This window comes from Rhizobium sp. NLR8a, from assembly GCF_019685235.1.
In the GTDB taxonomy this organism is placed as follows: domain Bacteria; phylum Pseudomonadota; class Alphaproteobacteria; order Rhizobiales; family Rhizobiaceae; genus Rhizobium.
The window spans coordinates 1-23,323 of sequence record NZ_JABDWI010000016.1 but is presented as its reverse complement, the minus strand read 5'-3'; the positions used below and the strand labels follow the sequence as shown (position 1 = coordinate 23,323).

Below are 23,323 nucleotides of genomic sequence, written 5' to 3'. Positions count from 1 at the left end.
CCTTGCTCAATATTTGGGCGTGGTTAATTTTTTACCGTAAATCGCGTTCCGTGCCAGCTATAAGAAGTGATAGGGTAGGGCGCCACGCCGAAACCGGGAGCAGCCCATGCTTGACGACATCGGAACGATCAGACGGCAGTTTACGGCGCATGAGACGCTGGACGGCCGGATCGACCAGGCCTTCGAGGCGATGAAGCAGCTGGGCTTCGAGGCTCTCATCTACGACTATACGCCGGTGCCCTACGACCTCGACGGCGCGATCATGATCCCGTCGCTGCTGAAGCTCCGGAACATCGCCGACGATATGCACGACTATTGGTTCGATCGCGGTTATTTCCGCATCGACCCGGTCCAGCAGGTGGCGCTGCGCAGCACCGCGCCGTTCTTCTGGAATTACGACACGAATGCGGACACGCTGATCAACCGCTTCATGAGTGACGACACCGCACCGGTGACGCGCTATCTCCTCGAACGCGACATGTCGACCGGTATCACCGTGCCGGTGCATATGCCGGGAGGCGATTATGCGACGGTCACCGGCATCCGTTTCCGCGGCGACCGCGATTTCGAACGGCATGCGTTGCGCGCTATCGCTGACTTCAACCTGCTTGCCCACGTCTTCCATGAGACCGCCTATTCGCTTTTCGACACGAAGGCTCGAAGCGTCGGCACCATTCGCCTGACCGAGCGGGAGCGCGAATGCCTCCGCCATTCGGCGGAAGGCTATTCCGCCAAGGAAATCTCGCGCATCATCGGCCGTTCCGTCCCGACCGTGGTCATGCATCTCAACGCCGCGGCCAAGAAACTCGGCGCCCGCAACCGTACGCAGGCCGTCGTACGCGCCACTCATTACCGCCTGCTCTAAGAGCGCGGCCGATCATTGCCATCCTATAACTTGTGATAGCTGCCTTCGCCGCGGTTGCCGCGTTATGGTTTCCAAACTTCCGAGGAATGGAGATGTCGGTGGCCGAAGTCGCAACAAGTGAAGCCTATCTGCCCTTTCGCGATTATCGCACCTGGTACCGCGTCACCGGTTCGCTGAAAAGCGACAAGCTGCCTCTCGTCGTTGCGCACGGTGGGCCCGGCTGCACGCATGACTACGTCGATTCCTTCAAGGAAATCGCCGCCCTCGACGGCCGCCCGGTCATCCACTACGACCAGCTCGGCAACGGCAATTCCACCCGCCTTCCGGACAAGGGCCCGGATTTCTGGACGGTCGGCCTGTTCCTCGAAGAGCTCGACGCACTGCTTGCCCATCTCGGCATCCAGCATCGTTACGCCTTCCTCGGCCAGTCCTGGGGCGGCATGCTCGGCGCCGAACATGCGGTGCGCCGGCCGCAAGGCCTGAAGGCCCTTGTCATCGCCAACTCGCCGGCCAACATGCACACCTGGGTTGCCGAAGCCAATCGGCTGCGGCAGGAATTGCCGAAGGAGGTGCAGGACACGCTGCTGAAGCACGAACGGGCGGGAAGCCTTACCGATCCGGACTATATCGCCGCCTCCCGCGTCTTCTATGATCGCCATGTCTGCCGCGTCGCGCCATGGCCGCCCGATGTGGCGCGGACATTCGCCATCATGGACGAAGACAACACCGTCTATCGCAACATGAACGGCCCGACGGAATTCCACGTCATCGGAACGATGAAGGATTGGACGATCGAAGACAGGCTCGACCGCATCGAAGCACCGACGCTGCTGATCTCGGGCAAACATGACGAGGCGACGCCCCTCGTCGTAAGGCCCTATCTCGAACGCGTCCCGGGCTGCGAATGGGTGCTCTTCGAAAATTCCAGCCATATGCCGCATGTCGAGGAAAAGCAGCTTTGCCTGGCGACCGTTTCCCGCTTCCTGTCGCGGCACGACTGACGCATATGCTGGTCCGTCATGACTGGCGAACCAGCCATTTCTTGGCGACCCGGCAGGCCATCGTATAGGCCGGGTCAAAGACGTTGCCGACGTCGTAACGCACGACCTGGCCGAGCAGATGGCTGGCCGCTGTCCGGTCCAGGCCGTAATCCGACGCCAGCCAGGTCAGCATTTCGCTCGTCGCATGCTGGAGCGCCTGGTGGAGGGGTCTCGCATTGCCGACGGTGAATATGTCTTCAGCGGTTTCTCCGCGTGGCCAGATCAGCCCGGCCTTCTTTTCCACCGTCAGCCGCACCGTGACGTCGAAAGTGGTCTCGACGCCGGTACCGACGATCTCGCCATCTCCTTGCACCGCATGGCAGTCGCCCAAAAAGAAAAGGGCGCCCGGCGCCGATACGGGCAAGCGAACGGTCGTGCCCGGACCGAACAGGCGATAATCCATGTTGCCGCCATATTCGCCGCTGGTCGCCGTCGAGATTGCCTGGCCAAGGCTGGGCGCAACCCCGAAACAGCCGATCATCGGCGCAAGAGGCAGAACGAAACTGTCGAGGCCGGAGACCGGCTCGGACAATCGGACCGTCAATGCTTCGCGGTCGATCGCCCAGATCGCCATGTCGCGCGGCGGCAGGTCGCGAACCGTTTCAGGATCGATGACATTGGCCGCGACGATGCTGCGCGTAAAACCAGTGTCCCTCGTCGGGATCATGCTGATGATCTCGACCTTCAGCGCATCTCCGGGTTCCGCGCCTTCCACGAAGATCGGGCCGTTCATCGGGTTGGGACCAGATGTCCGCCGGATGCCGTCCTTGTCATAGCCGATGGCGTCGAGTGTCTCCGTGACGACGGTGTCGCCGTCAGCGATGTGCAAGGCGGGCGGAAGAGAGCCGATGACATTGTGGAAGGTCGTCGGAATGAAGCGGTGAGTGGTCATGAGAATACGGCTCTCGCTTTTTTTCAAATACCGTCAGCCCAGGCTGCGTTGCCGGCTGAGAATCGAGACTAGATCAGAGATGATCTGGGAAGCCAATATCCCGACATCGCTCGTGTAGCCCCGCATCGATTTCGCGATCGTGACCCGACGTCTCCTGCCGCGAAACGGCCGGCTGATCTTGCCTTTCATTCTCCGAATGTTATATGTAGGTAAGTGCCTACATCGGAGGTGGATTATGAGCGTGACACATCTTTCCAGCCGCGAACTAAATCACGACGTGAGCAGGGCAAAGAAGGCGGCGCAAAATGGTCCGGTCATCATCACGGATCGTGGAAAGCCATCCCACGTGTTGATGACCTATGACGAATTCCAGCGGCTAACCGGCAAGCCCCGCAGTCTCGTCGATGCTCTCTCCATGCCAGGCCTGTCGGATATCGACTTCGATCTGCCTCGAGTTGAGATCGCCCCCCGTGGAGTCGATCTATCTTGAAATATCTGCTGGACACCAATGTTGTTTCCGAGCTGCGGAAGGTCGGAGACGGCAAGGCCAATGCTAATGTGGTCGCATGGGCTCGAGCGCAAGATGCAACAGGCCTATGCATCTCCGCCATGACGATCCTGGAATTGGAACGTGGAATACTCGGCGTGCAGCGCCGCGATGCAGCGCAGGGCGCTCGTCTGCGTGCATGGCTGGAAAATCAGGTTCGGCCAGCATTCGCCGACCGTATCCTGTCGATCGACGATGCGGTCGCGACGTGCTGCGCGCATCTGCATGTTCCAGACCGGCGCAATGAAGCCGATGTCTTGATTGCCGCGACGGCCCTGGTTCACGGCCTCACCGTCGTCACCCGCAATGCCCGGGATTTCGAAGGCACGGGCATTGTCGTGCTGGACCCGTGGCAAGATTGATTTCCCTGCCGAAACGCAGTGGTGGCGCGGCGTTTCTTTGCGCGTTGTCACGGCAGTTGATGTATGGTCACGTTCGGAACAACGTCTCGCGCGATCTCGCAGAGATGCCAATGGTGGGTAAGGTAGATAACCTGTCCGACCTTTGCCATTTCGCCGAGCAAGCGGAAGACCTCTTCGGAGCGAGGATTGTCGAAGCTCTCCATGATGTCATCGGCGACGAAGGGTACGGGCCGGCGAAACGCTGCGAATTCCTCGTAGCCCGCCAGCCGCAGCGCGAGGTAGAGTTGGAACTGGGTGCCGGTCGACATCGCGTCCGCAAGCTTCGAACCACCGTCGCGCGACACGCCGATCAATATCTCCTTGTCCCGGTCGGGCTGGGTCGTCAGGCCGGAATAATTGCCGCCGGTGATCAGGCGAAAGGCCTCCGATGCGCGGTTCATCATCGAACTACGATGTTTTTCCCGATAGATATGCAGCGCCTGTTCAGCCGCGAGCGTGCCCGCGCGCAGCGTCAGATGCCGCACGGCCAGTTCCTCGATTTCAAGGAAAATGGTTCTGCGTTTGGCCTCGATCCGGGCCACGGCGTCGTCTCCGCCGACGGCCTCGAGCTTCTGCCGCGCCAGCGACACGTCGGAATAGAGAAGTTTCGCACGCTCGGTGAGATCCTCGATCCGGGCGCCAAGCTCCATGGCGTCGCGCTCGACCGCAGCGGCGTCGACAGCGTCGAGGCGCCGTTCGGCTTCGGAAAAACTCGCAGCACGCAATGCCTCGGTGATCTGGTGGCGTAACGCGGCGGCTCGCTCCTCCAGCCGGTCCCGCTCTCGGGACTGGTTCAGGAATGCTTCGACCGAAGCAAGCGAGTCCGCAGCGAAATAGCCGGTCAATTCGTCCTTGCGGGCATTGTGAACGGCCAGTTCCTCCTCCAGCGCACGCCGTTTTTCCAATTGTCTTTCGAGATCCGCCTGCCGGTCTGCCCGAAGCTGAGCCGCATGCCGCGCCGCCTCATGACGTTCCACAAGCGCGTTTGCGGAGGCGAGCGTATCCACCGCCGACTGGCTGAGACCGCAGTCTCTGAGGAGACCGGCAATTTGCTCGCGGAATTGCTGCTGGTCGCGCTCCATCGCGGCAACACGACTTGCGAGGTCATCCCTCTCCTTCAGGATGGAGGGCAGTGTAGCGAGCGCATTCAGCATCGCGCGGACAGCGGCCATCGAACCGGCCTTATCGGCAAACCAGGTTCGCGACAGCGCCTCTGCCCATTCCCGCTCCCAAGCCGCCATGGCGGCTTCCGCCTCCTGCCGGTCGCGCTCGCGTTCCCTGAGATCGTGGCTGAGGTCACCGACCGCCTTCTCGTGCGCCTGCCGCGTCGCCCGCTCGGCTCTGCCGGCGACGATTATATTATTTGTAGCCTGCATCAGCTCGGCGACCGGTCGCTGGCCTGCGTCATCAAGACCGGCTTCTGCAAGGCTCTCCGCAAGCGTTGCGACACACCTATCCAGTTCGAGGCGAAGTGCGTGCACCGTGTCTTCTGCGTGTTGCAGATCGTCCCAGGCGGCGAGCGCCGCGGCTCGCTTGGTGCTCCAAGTCTCGAGTGCGGCCACGCGCGCCGCGGCTTCGGCGTCATGTTCGATGCTTTCAGGCAGCAGATCACCGATGCGCTCGGCAAGCGCATCATGTTCGGCGCGCGCTTCGCCAAGCAGTTCCCTTTGCCGCTCGATCATTGCTGCCGTTGCCGCTTCCGCCTGGCGGAGTTGACGCAGCTCGGCCAGTTCCTGCGCCCGCGACAGCCGGCCGGCGGATACCACGTCGTCCTGCCGCATCCGCTCCTCGAAAATCCGAGCCGTGGCGGCATTCAGGCTGGTAAGATGCGCCTGCCAGGCGGCATCGCGTTCATCGCGCAGCCGCGCGGCCTCGGTATCGTCGATCGAACCGCCGGCGACGAAGGCCGCGATCCGGGCTTTGGTCAGCGCCTGTTCGGTGCCGAGATCGCGCAGCCTTCCCTCGTGATCGCCAATCCGCTTGTCGATAGCGGCCGCTTGGCCACGCCAGGCTTCGATCTGTCGAGGCTCTGCCACGGCCATTTGCCGCAGAGCGGCGGCGTTGCCGCTCCAGGGTGCGAGCTGTTCAAACCGGTTCTCCTGCGTTCGCTTCGCCTGGACAAGTGTCCGTTCTTCCATGGTAAGCCGCACGGGGAGATCAGATCCCGCCAGCCGGCTCAGGGCGATCTCGATGCGGCCGAAAAGCTCGGGATCCAGGACCCCAGCTCCATCTCGCGAGCCGCCTTCCCTGTCCAGCCTTTCGAGATTCTCCCGCGCTCGCAACAGTTCCCGATCAGCGGCTGCCAGTTTCGCCTCGACGCCGGAACGCCGTTCGATAAGATCGCGGATGATGCCGATCAGCGAAGCGGGCAGCAGCAGGGCCTCGGGTTTCGCATGGCCGGGCTGTTCGAGATCGGCCAGCAGTCGGACCAACTCACCCTCCTGTTCGGCCAGCGCCAGCCGGCGCTTCGGCAGATCGCTCTCAGCCGCAAGATAGCGCGCCCGACCCTGATCCAGCAGGTCCATATGCGCGGCGACTGCCAGAGCCTTGTCGTCGATCGCGATCGCCTCGATCTGGTCGGCAAGCTGGCGCAGCGTGCGGTCGGCGGTCTCGACAAGCGCCTGCAGCCGCGTCTCGTCGCGCGAAAGCTGGGGCAGGAGCGCGAACCATTCGGACGGCGGCCGCGGCAGATCGCTCATGGCGGCTGCATCTGCATCCAGCCGCCGGAGCTCCAGCGCTGCAGGCAAGGCGCCGAGAAGGCGGGTCAGCTCCTGATACCGCGACTTGGCCTCGGCCAATTCCCGTGTGGTCGTGCCATAGGCGCGCTCGGCCTGCTCATGGGTCGATTTCAGGCCCGCATAGGCCGAAGCAAGCGTGTCGATGGCATTGCGCTCGGCCTTGAGCGCTTCGAGCGAACGCTTGAGTTCCGCGAGCTTGGTGCTCGACGACCGCTTCTTGTAGATTGCGTTGGCTTCGTCGGCCGCGGTCACCAGCGAACGGCTCAGGCCTGCCAGACCCGAGCTGGCCGAGAACAGCAATTCGCCGAGTTCGCCCTTGCTTTGTATGATGGCGTTGCCGCCTTCCTTGAGCGATTGATCGTCGAGCGAGAACATGGTGCGATAGGCCTCGCGACCGACGCCTCCAAGGGCGCCGGCCAGGAGCGCCTCGTTCACAGCTTGTCCCCGATCATCGACAAGGCTGCCGGTCCGCAGCTTGAGCCGCGCGAGCTCGTATTCCGAGCCACCAAATTCCAATCGCGCACCGACCTTCATCGTATTGTAGGGATGCAGGAAATTATAGGTGCTGCGCTCACCAATGCCGTAGAGCAGATCAAGGTAGGCGGCGAAGGTGGTCGACTTGCCCGCTTCGTTCAGGCCATAAACAATGTGCAAGTCCGGCGAACCTTGACGGGCCGCGCCGAAATCGATGGAGTGATCGGTGAACTTGCCATAACGGGTGAGATCGAGGCGGCGCAGACGCATCAGCTGTCTCCCCGATCCACCGCCTTCATCCGGGCGGCGATGTCCTCGGCGCCATCGGCGAGAAGGCTGTCGATGAAGCGTTCAAAACCCGCCTCGTTATCACCGGCAAATGCCCGGCTCTCGGGCGGCAGGTCGGCGAGCAGGTCCCGGACCATCTCCCTGACATCGTCGCGAAATCCGCTACGCGCGATGACCTCGTCCCGCATCAGCGTGCCGAGTTCGATGACGGGATCGGCGGCGGACGCGTCTGCGGGCATCGAGGGCGCTTCGAAGGCGAGTTCCAGCTTCTCGATCCAGGTGCGGCCGATCAGGTCGCTGCGCCGCTCGGCTTCCGCCTGCATGAGGTCAACATCGCGCCGGAGCTGCCAGGAGAGCGGCGTGCGGCCGGAAAGCCTGAGGCGTGCGACAAGATGGGGCGAAGCCGTGCGGTCGCGCTGCGCCATCAGCGCCGTCTCGACCACCATGGCCGCCTCACGCCAATCATCGACACCAGTGAGGTCGACATTGACGCGATCGAACTGCGCGATGCTGGTGCGCCGCTCCTCAACCGTCACGGTCCGGTCGTCCGCCACGGTCACCAGCGACACGGTCTTGACGCCCGCTTCATTGATGTCGCGGCCCTGCGGCATGCCGGGCATGACGACCGTCGCCGTGCCGGGATACTGGCTGCGCTGGTGGAGATGCCCGAGTGCCCAATAATCGAAACCCGAGGCATGCAGGTCGAGCACGTTGCAGGGCGCATAGACATCATGTCCGGCCGATCCGGCCAGGCTCGTATGCATGATGCCGATATTGACGGCATCCGTTACCGGCGGCTTGAACTTCGGCAGCAGCGGGTCCGGGGCCTGCGGTTTCGCAAAGCTCAGGCCGTGGATCGCGACCGACAAGCTGCCCTTCGTGGCCTCCACAATCTCGGCATGGCCGCCGAAGATCTTCACCGTATCGGGCATCACCAGTTCCCTGGCGATCTTCGACATCGCATCATGATTGCCCCGGATCTTGAAGACTGAGATGCCCGCTCGGTGCAGCCGTTCGAGCTCTCCTGCCAGGAAGCGCGCCGTCTTCATCGACGTCTGCTCGCCGTCGTAGAGATCGCCGGCGATGACAAGCGCGTCGACCTGTTCCTCAAGGCAAAGATCGACGATCGCGACCAGCGCCTGCCGGCTGGCGTCACTCACGAGGTCGGCCAGCTCTGCGTTGCGAAGCGCGAGAGAGCGCAGGGGAGAGTCGAGATGGAGATCGGCAGTGTGGACGAAACGATAGGCCATGAATGCAAGAATGGTGTTGCGATAGAGTGATCCAGCAGGCGCCGTCTGACAAATAAACGGACGTTATCGCCCGTCAGCGAAACATGAAATATTCAGAGCATGGCGGCAGCGTCCTGGCGAGTAAAATGGGCCGGCGGAACCGGCCCATCCACAATCAATGCTGCTCGATCGGCGCCGGCACTGCAGCCGGCGCCCGCTGCTGACCAGGCCGATCGGCGACCAGCATCGACAGCATCATTTCCACAAGACCATTGGTGACGCCTTTTTCGGCGCCGGCGCCGCCGACCTGGATTTGCGGCACGAGCGGCAGCCGGCCGTTTTCGATCGCTTCGGCAAAGCGCATGAGGATCTGCGAATCGAGCTGATAGTCCGGCCCGCCAAAGGCCGCCACCTTCTTCTCGGTGGCCTTGAGCCGCGCTGCACGCATGCGTGAAGCGCGCGGCAGCCATGCGTTGCTTCTGAAGACATGGATCTCCATCTGACAGTCACAGCCATCTGACGCACATCGAGAAAATCGGCGCTGTGGCCCGCCTCGGGCTCGCGCGAGGAGACAATCATGAACGGTATTTCGAAGACTCTGAACGACATGACGCTTGTTGAACGGTCGAGCCTGCTCGACACTGTCGCCGACGCCTTGGAGGCGACCGCCGAGGAGGCCGAAGAGGAGGGCGACGCCCGTTTCGTCGTCAACTCCGTCTGCATCGCCAATACGATCCGCGGACTTTCGGGGGAGCTTGCGCCACACAATCTGCGGGCGGCCGAACTGCTGCTTGAGCAGGGCATCATGCTCGTCCACCAGTTCGCCAACAGGGCGAAACCTGGAATGGTTCATTAGTATTGTCGGCAGGTTCCGGATGGGGAACCTGCCGACAATCCGGCATCACTCAGCCTTTTTGCGATACAGCAATGTCATGAGTGCGAGGACGCATCCCAGGGCACCGACCGAAGCGAAGATGTAGAAGTTCCACTGCGGAGCAAGGCCCGCACCCAGAACCGCACCGCCGATGGCCGGTCCTATCATGCCTCCGATACGGCCGATGCCGAGCGAGAAGCCAAGGCCGGTTCCGCGGATCTCCACCGGATAGAGGTTTCCAACGAGAATATTGGCGAGGATCTGCGTGCCGATCGTTCCCGTCCCGGCAAGTGCGACGAGAGCGTAAACCTGGAGTCCCTGATCCACCTGCGTCAGCAACCAGATCGAGCAGGCTCCAAGAAGAAACAGACCTGCCACGACGATTTTGACATTTCCACGGTCGGCAATCCTTGCGCCAATCAGCAGGCCGACCGCGGCTCCGAGATTGAGCGTTACGGAGAAGAGCAGGGCAGAACCGAGGTCGTAGCCCATCTTGTTCATAATGGTCGGGAGCCAGTTGACCATTCCGAATGTCAGCAGAAGCGAACAAAAGTGGATGCCCCATGCGTTCAAGGTCGGCAGCAGGCGACCTTCGGAAAACAGTGACCGGATGCCGACCTGGCGTTGTCCAACGGGCCTGGCTAGGGGATTGGGCAGTCTGTACTGGTTTGCGATCTGGTTGGCTTCGGCCTGGCGGTTTTTCGTTGCCAGCCATTCGGGGGACTCCGGGATGAGGTGGATAAAGAAAGGCAGAAGCAGGATCGGTGCGCCGCCGATGATCATCAATGGACGCCATCCGCATTTCTGTATCAGCAACATTCCGAGCATACCCGAGATGATGCCGCCGGCGAGATAACCGAGAAGAGCAATCGAATAGGCGATCGCCTTCCGTTTCGGCGCGGAAAACTCGATAATCAATGCGGTTACTGTCGGAAAAAGAGCGCCAAGGCCCAGACCGGCGAGAAAGCGGGTTGCCTCGAAAACGAGAAAGTTGGGCGCCAGACCGCTGCCGATCATCATAACGGAGAAACTCAGCAGGCTGCCGATGATGACCTTGCGACGGCCTATCCTGTCGGCGAGTGTTCCTGCAACGAGCGCGCCGAGCAGCATGCCGAACAGGGTGATGGAAGCAGCTCGTCCGACCATGCCGGGCGTCAGGCCCCAGCTTGCTTCACCGAGCAGCGCCGGCGCGACTGCGCCGTAAACGATCAGATCATAACCGTCAAACAGGATCAGCAGACCACAAAGGGCGATGATGATATTCGGGCTGCGAACACGTTCGTTGACAATAGCGAGATCTTGTATGGCCAATTTTCCCTCCCCATACATTGAGTACAGGAAGCACGCTGCTGCCAGCGGCAGGTCCGCACCGATCCATGTACAAATCCTCCTGGATCATTGCCGGCGAGGTTCCTCCCAGCGCCAGACTCACCCGCGAGCGGGCGATGTCAAGACAATGATGACACGCCATTAAATACTTGCGAATAAAATATTTGCAACTGCAAACTTCTCAGCTGGCAACTTTTCCCTTTGCGGATATTGCCGGCAGGTTGCTGTGCATGCGGCGCAGCGCATTCTTCAGGGCTGCGACTTCCTGGGCCGACATGCCCTGAACCGCGGCGCTTTCAAGCTCCACGGCAAGCGGCATGAGCCTTTCCGTCAGCGACTCGCCCTGCGGGGTCAGCCTGACGATGACGATCCGGCCATTGTCTTCCGGACGTGTTCTCGACACCAGCTTGCGCTTGGCCAGCGTGCCGACCAGGCGCGAAAGCGTCGAAATCTCGACAGATACGACGTCGGCGAGATCCCCCAGGGTGCTTTCCCGGCGCTCCTTGAGCATCGCCAGAACCCTGTACATCGCCACGCTGAGATCATCTTCGGCAATTCTCTGCGCGAACACCTCGGCTATCCGCACGCCGGCGCGATTGAGAAGATACGGAACGGAATCGGTAAGTTTGTACATATCTCTGTCTGCTGGCGGGATTCGGGGCGCTTGCTGAACGTTCTCTCCGACATGCACCTAAATGACCGGGATGACAACATGATTGGCTTTCAGCCGCCGACAATGGCGGGGTAGATCAAACATTTTTCCCGCCTGACTTATAGATTTGCGTTGACAACAGTTGCAAATGCAATAATTTGGTCGCGAGGAAACACGGGAGGAAATCATGTCTGCCACTGCTGCTCTCGGCATAGTGCCGGCCCCTGCACCGATCAGCGATGCGTTTCGATCGACCATGCGCCGTTTCCCGGCGACGGTGACGATCATTTCCGCCTGCCGCAACGGTACGGACCATGGAATGACGGCAACTGCCGTCACATCACTTTCGATGGATCCGCCATCTCTCCTCATCTGCCTGAACAATCGTACCTACCTGCATGACATGCTGCTTGAGGTGCCGGAATTTGCAGTCAGCATTCTGACCGACAGGCAGGTCGCCCTGTCGGAAGGTTTCAGCGGCAAGATTGCGCCTGAACGTCGGTTCGAGGCTGCCGATTGGGTTCGCCATGAGCGCGGCATGATGGTGCTTGATTCCGCTCATGCCTCGGTTGTCTGCCGCCGCATGGGTGCGGTTCCCTACGGGACGCACACGATCTTCATCGGGCAGGTGGTGGATACACGCCTTTCCCAAGACACGATCCCGCTGATGTACGAAAACTCGAAATATTGCGCACCACAGCACGCGCTTCCCACATCCCAGAACTGAAGGTCGTTCCATGAACACAGCTTCCCTGTTTCCCGCCGCAACGCGGGTCGAGAACGCATGTCTTGCAGATCGCATCGCCCCGGTGCTGGACGAAATCCGTGCCGGCGCCCGCGACACCGAAAAATCCGGTCGCGTGCCGGCGCGCAATATCGATCTGCTGCGCTCCGCCGGCTATTTCGATATCGTCAAGCCCGCCCGTTTCGGCGGTAACGAAGGATCGTTTGCCGAGCTTGTCGATGCAAATATCGAACTGTCGGCGGCCTGTGCCTCCACCGGCTGGGTCGCCGGTCTCCTGTCCGCACATCAATGGCTCCTCGCCATGTTCGAGGAAAGGGTCCAGCAGGACGTGTGGGGCAGCAATCCGGATGCGCTGCTCTGCGGTTCCTACGCGCCGGTCCGAATGGCTGAACGCGTCGAGGGCGGTTTCCGTCTATCCGGCGATTGGGCCTTTGCGAGCGGATGCGAAAATGCCCAGTGGGCCCTCTGTGCGGCGATCATTCCAGCAAACGGCGAGGAGGAGCGTCCTATGCCGGCGTTTCTTCTGGTTCCCGCCAGCGATTATACCATTGCCGAGACCTGGGATGTGGTCGGCCTTGCGGGTACCGGCTCAAAAAGCCTGATCCTCAAGGATGTCTTCGTTCCACAATACCGCATACTGAGCTTTCCGGACGCGACCTCAGGCAGAACGCCGGGCGGGCGCTTCTATAAGGGTGTCGGCCTTTTCAACATGCCGCTCCTCATGGGAATTCCGTTCTGCCTCGGCAGCGCGGCCGTCGGTGCGGCGAAGGGCGCATTGGATAGCTATATCGACCACATCGGCACCAGGGTGACGCGGGGTGCGGTTGCCGGCGGCAACAACAAGATCGCCGAATTTCCGACGATCCAGCTCCGCGTGGCGGAAGCCTCCGCATCCGTGGATGCTGCCCGCGAAATCATTCTGCGCGATATTGCCAGGGCGCAGCAACTGGCCCAGGCCCGCGCGGATGGCACCGGCGAGATCACCGAGGAAGATCGGATTCTTGCCCGCCGCAGCCAGTCTTTTGCGGTCAGCCTGGCGCTTCGGGCCGTCGAAGCACTCAATGCATCGACCGGCGGCCTCGGCCTCCAGATGTCCAATCCCGTGCAGCGGGCATGGCGCGATGCAAATGCCGTCGGGCGCCACATTTCCATGAACTGGGATGCCGTCGGAACCATGGTCGGCCAGCAACTGCTCGGTCTTCCGCCCAAGGGACAATTCTGATCCGCCATCCTCATTATTTCGATTGAAGACAGGAAAGAGAGCATATCGTGCAAGGCAAGATCGCGCTTGAAGAACATTTCGCCATTCCCGAGACGCTGCAGGATTCGGCCGGATTCGTGCCGGGCGACTACTGGACGGAACTGTCCGCCCGTCTTCTGGATATCCAGGACAAGCGTCTGCGGCTGATGGATGCTCACGGCATCGAGAAAATGATCCTGTCGCTGAACGCACCAGCCGTGCAAGCGATCCCGGACAAGGCCAAGGCCCTGGAGATTTCCCGACGCGCCAACGACTTTCTGGCCGAGCAATGCGCTAAAAACCCGAACCGTTTCCTGGGATTTGCAGCTTTGCCGCTGCAGGATCCGGATGCCGCTGCGCAGGAATTGCAGCGCTGCGTGACGACGATGGGTTTCGTCGGCGCATTGGTCAACGGCTTCTCGCAGGAAGGCGACGGAACAACGCCGCTCTACTACGATCTGCCGCAATACCGTCCGTTCTGGGCCGAAGTCGAAAAACTCAACATTCCTTTCTATCTGCACCCGCGCAACCCGCTGCCGCAGGACAGCCGGATCTATGCCGGCCATTCCTGGCTGATGGGTCCGACATGGGCGTTCGCGCAGGAGACCGCTGTGCATGCGCTGCGCCTGATGGGATCCGGCCTGTTTGACGAGCACCCGGCTTTGCGGATCATCGTCGGTCATATGGGCGAGGGACTGCCGTACATGATGTGGCGCATCGACCACCGGAATGCGTGGGTCAAGGTGGAAAAGAACTATCCGGCCAAACGCCGGATTGCCGATTATTTCAACGAGAATTTCTACATTACGACGTCGGGGAATTTCCGCACGCAATCGCTGATCGATGCTATGCTGGAAATCGGCGCGGACAGAATTCTGTTTTCGACAGACTGGCCATTCGAAAACGTCGACCACGCTGCAAACTGGTTCGACAGCGCCACCATCTCCGAAGCCGACCGTCTGAAAATCGGTCGCACCAATGCAGTTTCACTGTTCAAGCTCGATCGATAACATGGTCGCACCTTTCAGATACACGGTCAGCGCAGCCCAGGTCATCTTCGGGAGCGGCTCGGTGAGTCGCCTCGCCGAGGCGATTACAGGGCAGGGCGGCAAGCGCGCCCTGATCCTTTCGACCCCGCACCAGAAAGCCGACGCTCAGCGCATCGCTGCTTCCCTCGGCCCGCTTGCGGCGGGACTATTCGACGGTGCTGTCATGCACACGCCGGTCGATGTGACCGAGCGCGCGATCGCGGCATACGAGAAGGCCGGTGCCGATTGCGTGGTCGCGATCGGCGGTGGATCGACGATCGGTCTCGGCAAGGCCATCGCCTATCGCAACGACGCACCACAGATCGTGGTGGCGACGACCTATGCTGGATCGGAGGTTACACCGATCCTCGGCCAGACGGAGAACGGACAGAAGACCACGGTCCGCGGCCCCGGCATCCTGCCTGAGGTGGTGATCTACGATCCTGAATTGACATTGGGATTGCCGGTCAACATCAGCGTCAGCAGCGGGCTCAATGCCATGGCGCATGCGGTCGAAGGGCTCTATGCGCAAGATCGCAATCCCATTTCGTCGATGATGGCGGTCGAGGGCTTGCGCGCGCTGAAGCAGGCTTTGCCGCAAATCGTCAATGCCCCGAGGGACATCGAACCCCGAAGCGAAGCGCTTTACGGCTCCTGGCTGTGCGGCACGGTGCTCGGAGCCGTTGGAATGGCCCTGCATCACAAGCTTTGCCATACGCTGGGCGGCAGCTTCGATCTGCCGCATGCAGAAACCCATGCGGTCATTCTGCCCCATTCCGCTGCCTACAACGCCGCAGCCGCAACGGATGCGCTCAAGCCCGCTGCCGATCTTTTCGGCGGCTCGCTGGGCAGCGGTCTTTATGATTTTGCCGCTTCGATCGGTGCCCCGATGGCGCTGCGGGATCTGGGTATGAAGGAAGCCGATCTGGATCATGCGGCAGAACTTGCCGCTGGGAATCCCTACTGGAACCCGCGCCCGATCGAAGGAAAAGCGATCCGGGCTTTGCTGCAGAGCGCCTGGGAGGGCGCACGGCCGCGTTAACGCATTAGGAGGAGGCCAGGTGCCTGAATATTTCAGCGAAGAGAGATCCGCGGAAGCCGTCAATTCGCGGATGGGGCCGGACATCAATCCACGTCTGGCCGAAGTCATGGCGTCGCTTGTCAAGCATTTGCATGCCTTTGCCAAGGATATAAGCCTGACCCAGGAGGAATGGGAGCTGGCCATAGGCTTCCTGACCCGCACCGGTCATCGCTGTCATGACCAGCGACAGGAATTCATCCTGCTCAGCGATACGCTGGGTTTCTCGATGCTGGTGGATGCGATCAACAACCGGCGTCCGCCGGGCGCCACGGAAAATACCGTGTTTGGACCGTTTCACATCGAAGGGGCGCCCGTCCGCCAGATGGGCGAAAACATCTCGCTCGACGGCAAGGGTGAGACTTGCCTCTTCATCGGGCGAGTGCTGGATCTCGATGGTCATCCGATCGAGGGAGCCCGGATCGACGTATGGTCGGATAATGCCGATGGCTTCTACGACGTCCAGCAGCCGGATATCCAGCCGAAATGGAACAACCGGGGCATTTTCATCACCGGTGCAGATGGCGCCTATAGCTTCGTCGGCATCAAGCCGGTCTCCTATCCGATCCCGGATGACGGTCCGGTCGGCCAGATGCTGGCCTCGCTCGGTCGCCATCCCTACCGTCCCGCCCATACCCATTACCTGATCACGGCTCCAGGTTATCAGAAGCTCGTAACCCACACTTTTGTCGGCAACGATCCCTATCTGGAATCCGATACGGTGTTTGGTGTCAAAAACAGCCTGGTCGCGCCTTTCGAGCGTATCGATCGTCCGACGGTCTGGCGCTCCGATTTCGATTTCGTGCTGACGCCGATCTGGAATAAACAATGATCGTTGTCCGCTATGCCGTATGCGACCCCGGCAAGGCGGCCGAACGTTCCCGATTGATCGAGGAACACAAGGCCTATCTGCGCGGCGCGACGATCCGCATCATGCTTTCCGGCCCGTCTGCACCGCCGGCCGAGGGCAGGGCTTCTACCGCCGTCGTAATTGCGGAAGTCGAAACGCTGGCCGAGTTCGAGGCGTTCAGCGCGGGAGATCCCTTCGTTGGCTCCGGCGTGTACACGAGCGTCGATCTATTCGAATGGCGGCCCACTTTCGGAATTCTGCGCGAGAGTTTCCGACCGGCGTTTTAGGCAGGAAGAAAAATGGGCCGGCATGACCGGCCCATCCACAATCAATGTTATTCGGCCGGCGCTGGCACCACAGCCGGGGCACCCTGTCGTCCAAGCCGATCGGCGACCAGCATCGACAGCATCATTTCCACCAGGCCGTTGGCGCCGCCCTTGTCGCCGCCGGCACCGGCGACCTGGATCTGCGGCACGAGCGGCAGCTTGCCGTTTTCGATCGCTTCGGCAAAGCGCATCAGCACCTGCGAGTGGAGCTGATAGTCCGGACCGCCGAAGGCCGCGACCTTCTTCTCGGTCGCCTCGGCTTCCGCCAGACCGACGGCGCGTACCTTCTGGGCATCGGCAAGGCCGGTCGCCTTGATACGCTCGGCATCTGCAAGTGCGATCGCCTTGATCCGGTCGGCTTCGCCGAGGCCGGCCAGGCGCACCTTCTCGGCCTCTGCCTTGGCGGTGACCTGAATGGTTTCGGCCTGCTGGCGGGTGCGGGCGAGCTGCGCCTTGCCTTCGTTCTCGCTGATCTCGATGGTGAGCGCCGACGTCGTGATCTTGGCCTGCTGTTCGGCCAGTGCTTCTTTCTCGCGCAATGTGCGCTCCTGGATCGCCGCCGCTTCCTGCAACTTATAAGTCTCGACCTTCTCGACGGCGATCTGGCGTTCGCGCAGCTGGATGAGGATCTGCTCGATGCTGTTCTGGCCATTACTGGCGCGAGGCGTACCGATCAGCACCTCCTGCAGCTCGAGGCTATACGACGAAAACTTCTCCCGCATTTCGTCACCGGATCTGCGCTGGATTTCGCTGCGTTCCTGCAGCAGTTCGATCAAGGTCTTGGTCTGAGCGATATTCTTGAAGTAGGCCGAGACCATCGGATCGAGTGTCTGTTCGACCAGCCGTTTGATGTCCCCGAAACGCTGCACGACGAGCGGCGCCTTCATATAGTCGATATGCACGACGACCGAGAGTGGCAGCACCGGTTCGAACGCATCCCTGGTGATCAGCGACACTTCTGAAAGGTTTTCGTCCAGCCGGTGCTCGCCGAACTGTTCCTTCGTCCATTTGAGCACGAAGTTTGTGGTCGGCACGATGATGATATTGCCGGCATAGGTGTTGAACGCATATTTGCCCGGCAGAAGCGGCGTCGACCAGACACCGCGTGCGCCCGTCTCGACCAGTTCGCCGTGGCGATAAGACTGACCTGAAATATCCGCGCTTCGCCGGCCGGTATAGGAGACGACGACACCCACCGTGCCGACGTCGATGATCGTCTTTTCCACGAGTTCGACGGTCGCGAAGATGCGGTTGAGGAAATAGCTGCCGTCGGCAAGCACCTGCAATTGCCGGCCGCGATAACCGCCGGCATTGAGAAACTTCTCCGGATCCTGGAAATTATTGTGGAAGTTCGGATCCTTCGGGTTGTTGGCAACGGTCGGCGCGATGATCTCGCCATCCGGCAGCGCCGGACCGTCATGGATGGTGACGATCCCGATCAGGTCCTCGGCGTCGTGGATGAGGACGGGCTCGAAGCCATTCCGCTCAGTGATCAAAGTGGACATGTCGGAAAACAGTCTTTGTTCCGACGCGTTCAGGTTGACTGCATAAGTTGATTGCGCGGTCAACACGATGAACTGCGCGAGATTGATGGCATATGTGCCTTCGCGCAGGATCTTGCGTTGCGGCCCCTTCTGGCCGCCCTTGGTGAGAAAGCTGCGCACATCCTGAAAATCATCGGCATCGATATTCGAGGCCAGCGTCTGGGTCGGCGGCAACGGCTCGCCGTCACGGGCGAAGACATAGCCGATCTGGCCCTGCGGAATGGTCACGAGGTTGGCGCGATGCATCGAATACTGGAACGGCATGAAGAAATGCAGACCGCCGCGCACGACATCCGGCTGAAAGCCGGCCTCGCCATAGAGCGCGATGAAGCCATTGTCGACGGAGCCGCGAAAGCTCCACAGCTTTTCGAGGATGCCGAGCCTGTCGTTGGGGATATAGCGGATTACTCCGCTCCACCGGAACAGCATGGCCAGTATGATGAGGGTCACAGCGATTTCGATCGCCTTCCATCCCATCGGGCTAAGGTATTGGAGGGTTTCCATCTTTTCTCTCGCATAGGCGCACGGGTTCGTCCACCCGATGACCGCCCGGTTGGCGTTGGTTGATATGACGGGGAAATGGCGCGCCTTTTTGCTCGACGCGCTAAGAACCTGTCGAACGCTTAAGGCTGCTGATTGTCAGGGAGAATGACCGCGAGTCCCGCTGGGGGACGGCGGGTCGTGAGTGGTCTCACATCGGTGTTGCCTTGCTAGACATAACGATAGAGGAAGTAAGGACAACAGCTATCGGTGTAAAGATATTCAATGCTGAAATCGGATAAGTACTTCCAGTGATTTTGCTATTTCGAACATTCAATTCAGCTGAATAAATATTGCCGCTTGACTTACATACCGGGCCGTTGAGCCGGGGTCTGGAAAATTGCGTTGGCAGGCCCTCTGCAAGGTCAGGCACGCTCGCTATCCACGTCTTGTCTGCTGTTGGTGTGGCGCATTTCTTGTACAGTCGGGTCGATACACCGATCCCCGCTTATCTAAGCCGCAAGTTTCCGAGATCGGCTGACGGTAGTCCTTTGGCGAGAGCCGTAGCTCGCGTGAGGACGCGGAATGATGTCTGCCGCGGACTCAAAGCCGGCGGATGAGAACGCGTGAGGGTCGGCTTGACATCAGGGCCACTCCGGTCTTTGATGCCGAGCATTCACCAGGGGTGTCCCGGCAAGGGGCTGAGATTCTGCTGAACAATACGGCTTTGCCTGTTGTGGCGCAGTGACCCGTTGAACCTGATCCAGTTCATACTGGCGTAGGGACGGTGCGGACGCTGCGGCTGTCGGGCGGATTTCGCTTTGTTGCTTGAGGCGTCTTTTCATCATTCCAACTCTGGAACTGGGTCTCCAAACGTCAAACCTTGGAGCCTCACCCATGAATATTGTTGCACCCAAGCTTACTCCGGTCGTCACCACCGGCCCGCTTCCGGGCTCGACCAAGATCGCCAAGCCCGGAACGCTCTATCCGGATCTGCGCGTGCCGATGCGCGAAATCAGCCTTCACCCGACCTCGGGCGAACCGCCGGTAACGGTCTATGACTCCTCCGGCCCCTATACCGACCCGACACATACGGTCTCGATCGACGCCGGGCTCCCGCGTTTGCGCGAGAGCTGGATCAGGGCGCGGGGCGACGTCGAAGCCTATGAAGGCCGTGTGGTGAAGCCTGAAGACAATGGTTTTGCCACAGGCGAACGGCTGACGCCGGAATTCCCCCTTCGCAGCACGCCGCTGAAGGCAAAGGCCGGCCGCGCCGTCACCCAGCTCGCCTATGCGCGTGCCGGCATCGTCACGCCGGAAATGGAGTTCATCGCCATCCGCGAAAACCTTGGCCGGCAGGCCACGAAGGAGACGCTCGCTCGCGACGGCGAGAGCTTTGGCGCTGACGTTCCCGATTTCGTGACGGCCGAATTCGTGCGGCAGGAAGTGGCAGCCGGCCGGGCGATCATTCCAGCCAACATCAACCATCCGGAGGCCGAACCGATGATCATCGGCCGGAATTTCCTGGTGAAGATCAACGCCAATATCGGCAACTCGGCCGTTACCTCGTCGATGGCGGAAGAGGTGGAGAAGATGGTCTGGGCAATCCGCTGGGGTGCCGACACGGTCATGGACCTTTCCACCGGCCGCAACATTCACAACATCCGGGAATGGATCATCCGCAATTCGCCGGTTCCGATCGGAACGGTGCCGCTCTACCAGGCGCTGGAAAAGGTGAACGGCATAGCCGAGGATCTCACGTGGGAAGTCTATCGCGATACGCTGATTGAACAGGCCGAGCAGGGGGTCGATTATTTCACCATTCATGCGGGCGTGCGGCTTGCCTATATCCCGCTCACCGTCAATCGTGTCACCGGCATCGTCTCACGCGGCGGTTCGATCATGGCCAAGTGGTGTCTGCATCACCACAAGGAGAGCTTCCTCTATGAGCATTTCGAGGAAATCTGCGACATCTGCCGCGCCTATGACGTATCCTTCTCGCTTGGAGATGGTCTTCGCCCCGGCTCGATCGCCGATGCCAACGACGCCGCGCAATTTGCCGAGCTTGAAACCCTCGGCGAACTGACCAAGATCGCCTGGGCCAGGGATTGCCAGGTGATGATCGAAGGCCCCGGCCACGTGCCGATGCACAAGATCAAGGAGAATATGGACAAGCAGCTCAAGGTCTGCGGCGAGGCTCCCTTCTATACGCTCGGACCGCTGACGACCGATATCGCCCCCGGCTACGATCACATCACCTCCGGCATCGGAGCCGCAATGATCGGCTGGTTCGGAACGGCGATGCTCTGCTACGTCACGCCGAAGGAGCATCTGGGCCTGCCCGACCGCAGCGACGTCAAGACCGGTGTCATCACCTACAAGATTGCCGCGCATGCCGCCGACCTTGCCAAGGGCCATCCGGCCGCCCGCATCCGTGACGATGCACTGTCGCGGGCGCGCTTCGAATTTCGCTGGGAAGACCAGTTCAACCTCTCGCTCGACCCGGATACGGCGCGTTCCTTCCATGACGAGACCCTGCCGAAAGAGGCGCACAAGGTAGCGCATTTCTGTTCGATGTGCGGCCCGAAATTCTGTTCCATGCGCATTTCCCACGACATTCGCGCCGAAGCTCAGAAAGAAGGACTGGAAGCGATGGCTGCCAGGTATCGTGATGGCGGCGATCTCTACATGCCGGTCGCCGAGGCCGCGAAAACGCCTGCCGGAGAATGACGATGCATATTCTCGTCAAGGGGGCCGGCGTTGCCGGCCTCACCGTTGCCTGGCAGCTCTATCGACATGGTTTCCGGGTCAGCGTCGCTGATCAAGCCGACCGGATCGGTGCAGGCGCTTCCGGCTTTGCCGGCGGCATGCTGGCCCCATGGTGCGAAAGGGAAAGCGCGGAGGAGCCGGTCCTGGCGCTCGGCCGTCTTGCCGCCGATTGGTGGGAGGCAGCACTACCCGGCCATATCAATCGTCGGGGAACGCTTGTCGTGGCGGCCGGGCGCGATGCCGGCGAACTCGACCACTTTTGTCGCCGGACAAGCGGATGGGAATGGCTGGACGAGCAGGCGATCGCGGCTCTTGAACCGGATCTCGCCGGCCGCTTCCGCAGGGCATTGTTCTTTCCGCAGGAAGCGCATCTCGATCCACGGCAGGCACTCGCGGGGCTGGCCGCCGGACTTGAAGAAGCCCGCATGCGTCTCACATTCGGCACCACGGGCGATGCTGACCTTGCCCATTACGATCGGGTGATCGACTGCACCGGGGCTGCTCAGATCGGCCTTCTGCCCGGCTTGCGCGGCGTTCGCGGAGAGATGCTCTGCGTCGAAACGAACGAAGTGACTCTCTCTCGCCCCGTTCGCCTGCTGCATCCGCGCCATCCGATCTATATCGTGCCGCGCGAAAGAAATCGTTTCATGATCGGGGCGACGATGATCGAAAGTGACGATACCGGCCCTATCACCGCGCGTTCGCTGATGGAGTTGCTGAATGCCGCCTACACCCTCAATCCTGCCTTCGGCGAGGCACGGGTGACGGAAACCGGCGCAGGCGTGCGGCCGGCTTATCCCGACAATCTGCCGCGTGTGACGCAGGAAGGGCGCACAGTCCATGTCAATGGTCTCTACCGCCACGGTTTTCTACTGGCGCCTGCCATGGCAGGCGAGGTGGCGCGGCTTCTTCTTGGCGAAGGCAATCAACCGGAAAGGAGGGCATCATGACCTTCATCATCAATGGTGAGGAACAGGAGGTCGCGGCCGCGACGCTCGCAGATCTTCTCCTCGCTCTCGACTACGAAGGCGAATGGCTGGCAACCGCAGTCAACGGCGAGCTGGTGCACCGCGAGGACCGCGCCGATTTCAGGCTCGGCGAACGCGACCGCATCGAAATTCTCTCACCCATGCAAGGAGGCTGAGATGCTGAAACTTTATGATGTTGAAGTCCGCTCCCGACTGCTACTCGGGACCGCCCGCTATCCGTCTCCAGCTGTCCTTGCAGAAGCGGTCAAGCGCTCGAAGACCGAGATCGTCACCGTTTCGCTTCGCCGCGAAGCCGTCGGCGGCAAAGCGGGCGGCGCCTTTTTCGATCTGATCCGCGAACTTGGCGTGCGCGTGCTGCCGAATACGGCCGGATGCCACAGCGTGCAGGAGGCCGTGCTGACGGCGAAAATGGCGCGCGACGTCTTCCGCACCGACTGGATCAAGCTCGAAGTCATCGGACATCACGATACGCTGCAGCCTGACGTCTTCGGCCTTGTCGAGGCGGCCCGCATCCTCACTGGCGAGGGCTTTCAGGTCTTCCCCTACACGACCGACGACCTTGTCGTCGCGGAAAGGCTGCTGGAAGCCGGCTGCCGCGTGCTGATGCCCTGGTGCGCGCCGATCGGGTCCGCTCAGGGGCCGCTGAACCCGATGGCGCTGCGATCGTTCCGGGCGCACTTTCCGGATGTGCCGCTGATCATCGATGCCGGCATCGGCCGCCCGTCTCATGCCGCCACCGTCATGGAATATGGTTATGATGCCGTCCTTCTCAACACCGCCGTTGCCGGCGCAGGCGATCCCGCCAGCATTGCCGAGGCCTTCGCGCTTGCCATCGATGCCGGCCGCCTGGCGCATGGGGCCATACCGCTGGAGCCACGCGACGTCGCCGTCCCATCCACTCCCGTCATCGGCAAGGCAGTCTTTTCATGAAGCTAGACCCCTTCT

The 23,323-nt window shown here is 61.1% G+C and carries 21 protein-coding genes, 1 pseudogene and 1 riboswitch; of the genes and pseudogenes, 15 read left to right on the top strand and 7 right to left on the bottom strand.

All coding sequences use genetic code 11. The features are described from left to right. Positions 1-106: 106 nt before the first annotated feature. Both HJC04_RS26805 and HJC04_RS26800 read left to right on the top strand, forming a co-directional pair. Positions 107-865, top strand: coding sequence for a LuxR family transcriptional regulator (locus HJC04_RS26805; RefSeq protein ID WP_221147507.1), 759 nt, complete (start codon positions 107-109; stop codon positions 863-865). 98 nt (positions 866-963) lie between these two features. Further along, positions 964-1,866: a proline iminopeptidase-family hydrolase gene (locus HJC04_RS26800; protein WP_210633561.1), complete on the top strand. Its 903-nt coding sequence runs from the start codon at positions 964-966 to the stop codon at positions 1,864-1,866. A 16-nt stretch (positions 1,867-1,882) separates the two neighbouring features. On the opposite strand, the gene HJC04_RS26795 is transcribed toward HJC04_RS26800, so the two are convergent. Next, positions 1,883-2,797 carry an acetamidase/formamidase family protein gene (locus tag HJC04_RS26795; RefSeq protein ID WP_221147506.1) on the bottom strand — a complete coding sequence of 305 codons (915 nt, stop codon included), beginning with the start codon at positions 2,795-2,797 and terminating at the stop codon, positions 1,883-1,885. Between the two features lie 235 nt (positions 2,798-3,032). On the opposite strand from HJC04_RS26795, the gene HJC04_RS26790 reads away from it, so the two are divergent. Then, positions 3,033-3,287: a type II toxin-antitoxin system Phd/YefM family antitoxin gene (locus tag HJC04_RS26790; protein ID WP_221147505.1), complete on the top strand. Its 255-nt coding sequence runs from the start codon at positions 3,033-3,035 to the stop codon at positions 3,285-3,287. Beyond that, positions 3,284-3,706 carry a type II toxin-antitoxin system VapC family toxin gene (locus HJC04_RS26785; RefSeq protein WP_221147504.1) on the top strand — a complete coding sequence of 141 codons (423 nt, stop codon included), beginning with the start codon at positions 3,284-3,286 and terminating at the stop codon, positions 3,704-3,706. Before HJC04_RS26790 ends, HJC04_RS26785 begins: the two co-directional genes overlap by 4 nt. A 47-nt stretch (positions 3,707-3,753) precedes the next feature. Here the strand turns inward: HJC04_RS26785 and HJC04_RS26780 are convergent, their stop codons facing one another. From HJC04_RS26780 to HJC04_RS26770, 3 genes and pseudogenes are all read right to left on the bottom strand, one after another. Next, positions 3,754-7,227 (bottom strand): AAA family ATPase, encoded by a 3,474-nt coding sequence (locus HJC04_RS26780; RefSeq protein WP_221147503.1) that lies wholly within the window; start codon positions 7,225-7,227, stop codon positions 3,754-3,756. After that, on the bottom strand, positions 7,227-8,495 hold the full coding sequence (locus HJC04_RS26775; RefSeq protein WP_221147502.1) for a DNA repair exonuclease: 1,269 nt from the start codon (positions 8,493-8,495) through the stop codon (positions 7,227-7,229). The genes HJC04_RS26780 and HJC04_RS26775 overlap by 1 nt, the downstream gene beginning before the upstream one ends. Before the next feature lie 154 nt (positions 8,496-8,649). Continuing rightward, positions 8,650-8,907, bottom strand: a pseudogene (locus tag HJC04_RS26770) (flotillin family protein); the annotation flags it as partial. A 144-nt stretch (positions 8,908-9,051) separates the two neighbouring features. Between HJC04_RS26770 and HJC04_RS26765 the strand changes: the two are divergent. Beyond that, positions 9,052-9,330 (top strand): hypothetical protein, encoded by a 279-nt coding sequence (locus HJC04_RS26765; RefSeq protein ID WP_210633556.1) that lies wholly within the window; start codon positions 9,052-9,054, stop codon positions 9,328-9,330. A gap of 45 nt (positions 9,331-9,375) precedes the next feature. On the opposite strand, the gene HJC04_RS26760 is transcribed toward HJC04_RS26765, so the two are convergent. Both HJC04_RS26760 and HJC04_RS26755 read right to left on the bottom strand, forming a co-directional pair. Further along, the gene (locus HJC04_RS26760) at positions 9,376-10,677 is read right to left on the bottom strand and encodes an aromatic acid/H+ symport family MFS transporter (protein WP_221147501.1); all 1,302 of its coding nucleotides are present in this window, start codon (positions 10,675-10,677) and stop codon (positions 9,376-9,378) included. 181 nt (positions 10,678-10,858) lie between these two features. After that, a complete protein-coding gene (locus tag HJC04_RS26755) occupies positions 10,859-11,311 on the bottom strand; it encodes a MarR family winged helix-turn-helix transcriptional regulator (protein WP_221147500.1) in 453 nt (150 codons plus the stop codon). 205 nt (positions 11,312-11,516) lie between these two features. Between HJC04_RS26755 and HJC04_RS26750 the strand changes: the two genes are divergently transcribed. Genes HJC04_RS26750 through HJC04_RS26725 form a run of 6 tightly spaced genes read left to right on the top strand, consistent with a single transcriptional unit; the run spans position 11,517 to position 16,557 of the window. Continuing rightward, positions 11,517-12,056: a flavin reductase family protein gene (locus HJC04_RS26750; RefSeq protein ID WP_221147499.1), complete on the top strand. Its 540-nt coding sequence runs from the start codon at positions 11,517-11,519 to the stop codon at positions 12,054-12,056. 10 nt (positions 12,057-12,066) lie between these two features. Next, a complete protein-coding gene (locus HJC04_RS26745; protein WP_221147498.1) occupies positions 12,067-13,296 on the top strand; it encodes a flavin-dependent monooxygenase in 1,230 nt (409 codons plus the stop codon). A 47-nt stretch (positions 13,297-13,343) separates the two neighbouring features. Beyond that, positions 13,344-14,324 (top strand): gamma-resorcylate decarboxylase, encoded by a 981-nt coding sequence (tsdA, locus tag HJC04_RS26740; protein WP_221147497.1) that lies wholly within the window; start codon positions 13,344-13,346, stop codon positions 14,322-14,324. A gap of 1 nt (position 14,325) precedes the next feature. Beyond that, entirely contained in the window at positions 14,326-15,384 is a 1,059-nt protein-coding gene (locus HJC04_RS26735; protein ID WP_210633796.1) for a maleylacetate reductase, read from the top strand. Between the two features lie 19 nt (positions 15,385-15,403). Next, a complete protein-coding gene (locus tag HJC04_RS26730; protein WP_210633795.1) occupies positions 15,404-16,252 on the top strand; it encodes a dioxygenase in 849 nt (282 codons plus the stop codon). Next, positions 16,249-16,557 carry a YciI family protein gene (locus tag HJC04_RS26725; protein ID WP_210633794.1) on the top strand — a complete coding sequence of 103 codons (309 nt, stop codon included), beginning with the start codon at positions 16,249-16,251 and terminating at the stop codon, positions 16,555-16,557. The genes HJC04_RS26730 and HJC04_RS26725 overlap by 4 nt, the downstream gene beginning before the upstream one ends. Before the next feature lie 47 nt (positions 16,558-16,604). Here HJC04_RS26725 and HJC04_RS26720 read toward each other — a convergent pair whose 3' ends face one another. Continuing rightward, positions 16,605-18,644 (bottom strand): SPFH domain-containing protein, encoded by a 2,040-nt coding sequence (locus HJC04_RS26720; RefSeq protein WP_210633793.1) that lies wholly within the window; start codon positions 18,642-18,644, stop codon positions 16,605-16,607. Positions 18,645-19,291: 647 nt separating this feature from the next. Continuing rightward, positions 19,292-19,423: riboswitch (TPP riboswitch) on the top strand. A 94-nt stretch (positions 19,424-19,517) separates the two neighbouring features. Here HJC04_RS26720 and thiC point away from each other — a divergent pair. Genes thiC through HJC04_RS26700 form a run of 4 tightly spaced genes read left to right on the top strand, consistent with a single transcriptional unit; the run spans position 19,518 to position 23,308 of the window. After that, on the top strand, positions 19,518-21,350 hold the full coding sequence (gene thiC, locus HJC04_RS26715) for a phosphomethylpyrimidine synthase ThiC (RefSeq protein WP_221147496.1): 1,833 nt from the start codon (positions 19,518-19,520) through the stop codon (positions 21,348-21,350). Between the two features lie 2 nt (positions 21,351-21,352). After that, positions 21,353-22,339 carry a glycine oxidase ThiO gene (gene thiO, locus HJC04_RS26710; RefSeq protein WP_221147495.1) on the top strand — a complete coding sequence of 329 codons (987 nt, stop codon included), beginning with the start codon at positions 21,353-21,355 and terminating at the stop codon, positions 22,337-22,339. Continuing rightward, on the top strand, positions 22,336-22,533 hold the full coding sequence (thiS, locus tag HJC04_RS26705) for a sulfur carrier protein ThiS (RefSeq protein WP_210633790.1): 198 nt from the start codon (positions 22,336-22,338) through the stop codon (positions 22,531-22,533). Before thiO ends, thiS begins: the two co-directional genes overlap by 4 nt. Before the next feature lies 1 nt (position 22,534). After that, positions 22,535-23,308, top strand: a complete 774-nt coding sequence (locus HJC04_RS26700) for a thiazole synthase (protein WP_221147494.1) — start codon at positions 22,535-22,537, stop codon at positions 23,306-23,308. Positions 23,309-23,323 lie beyond the last annotated feature (15 nt).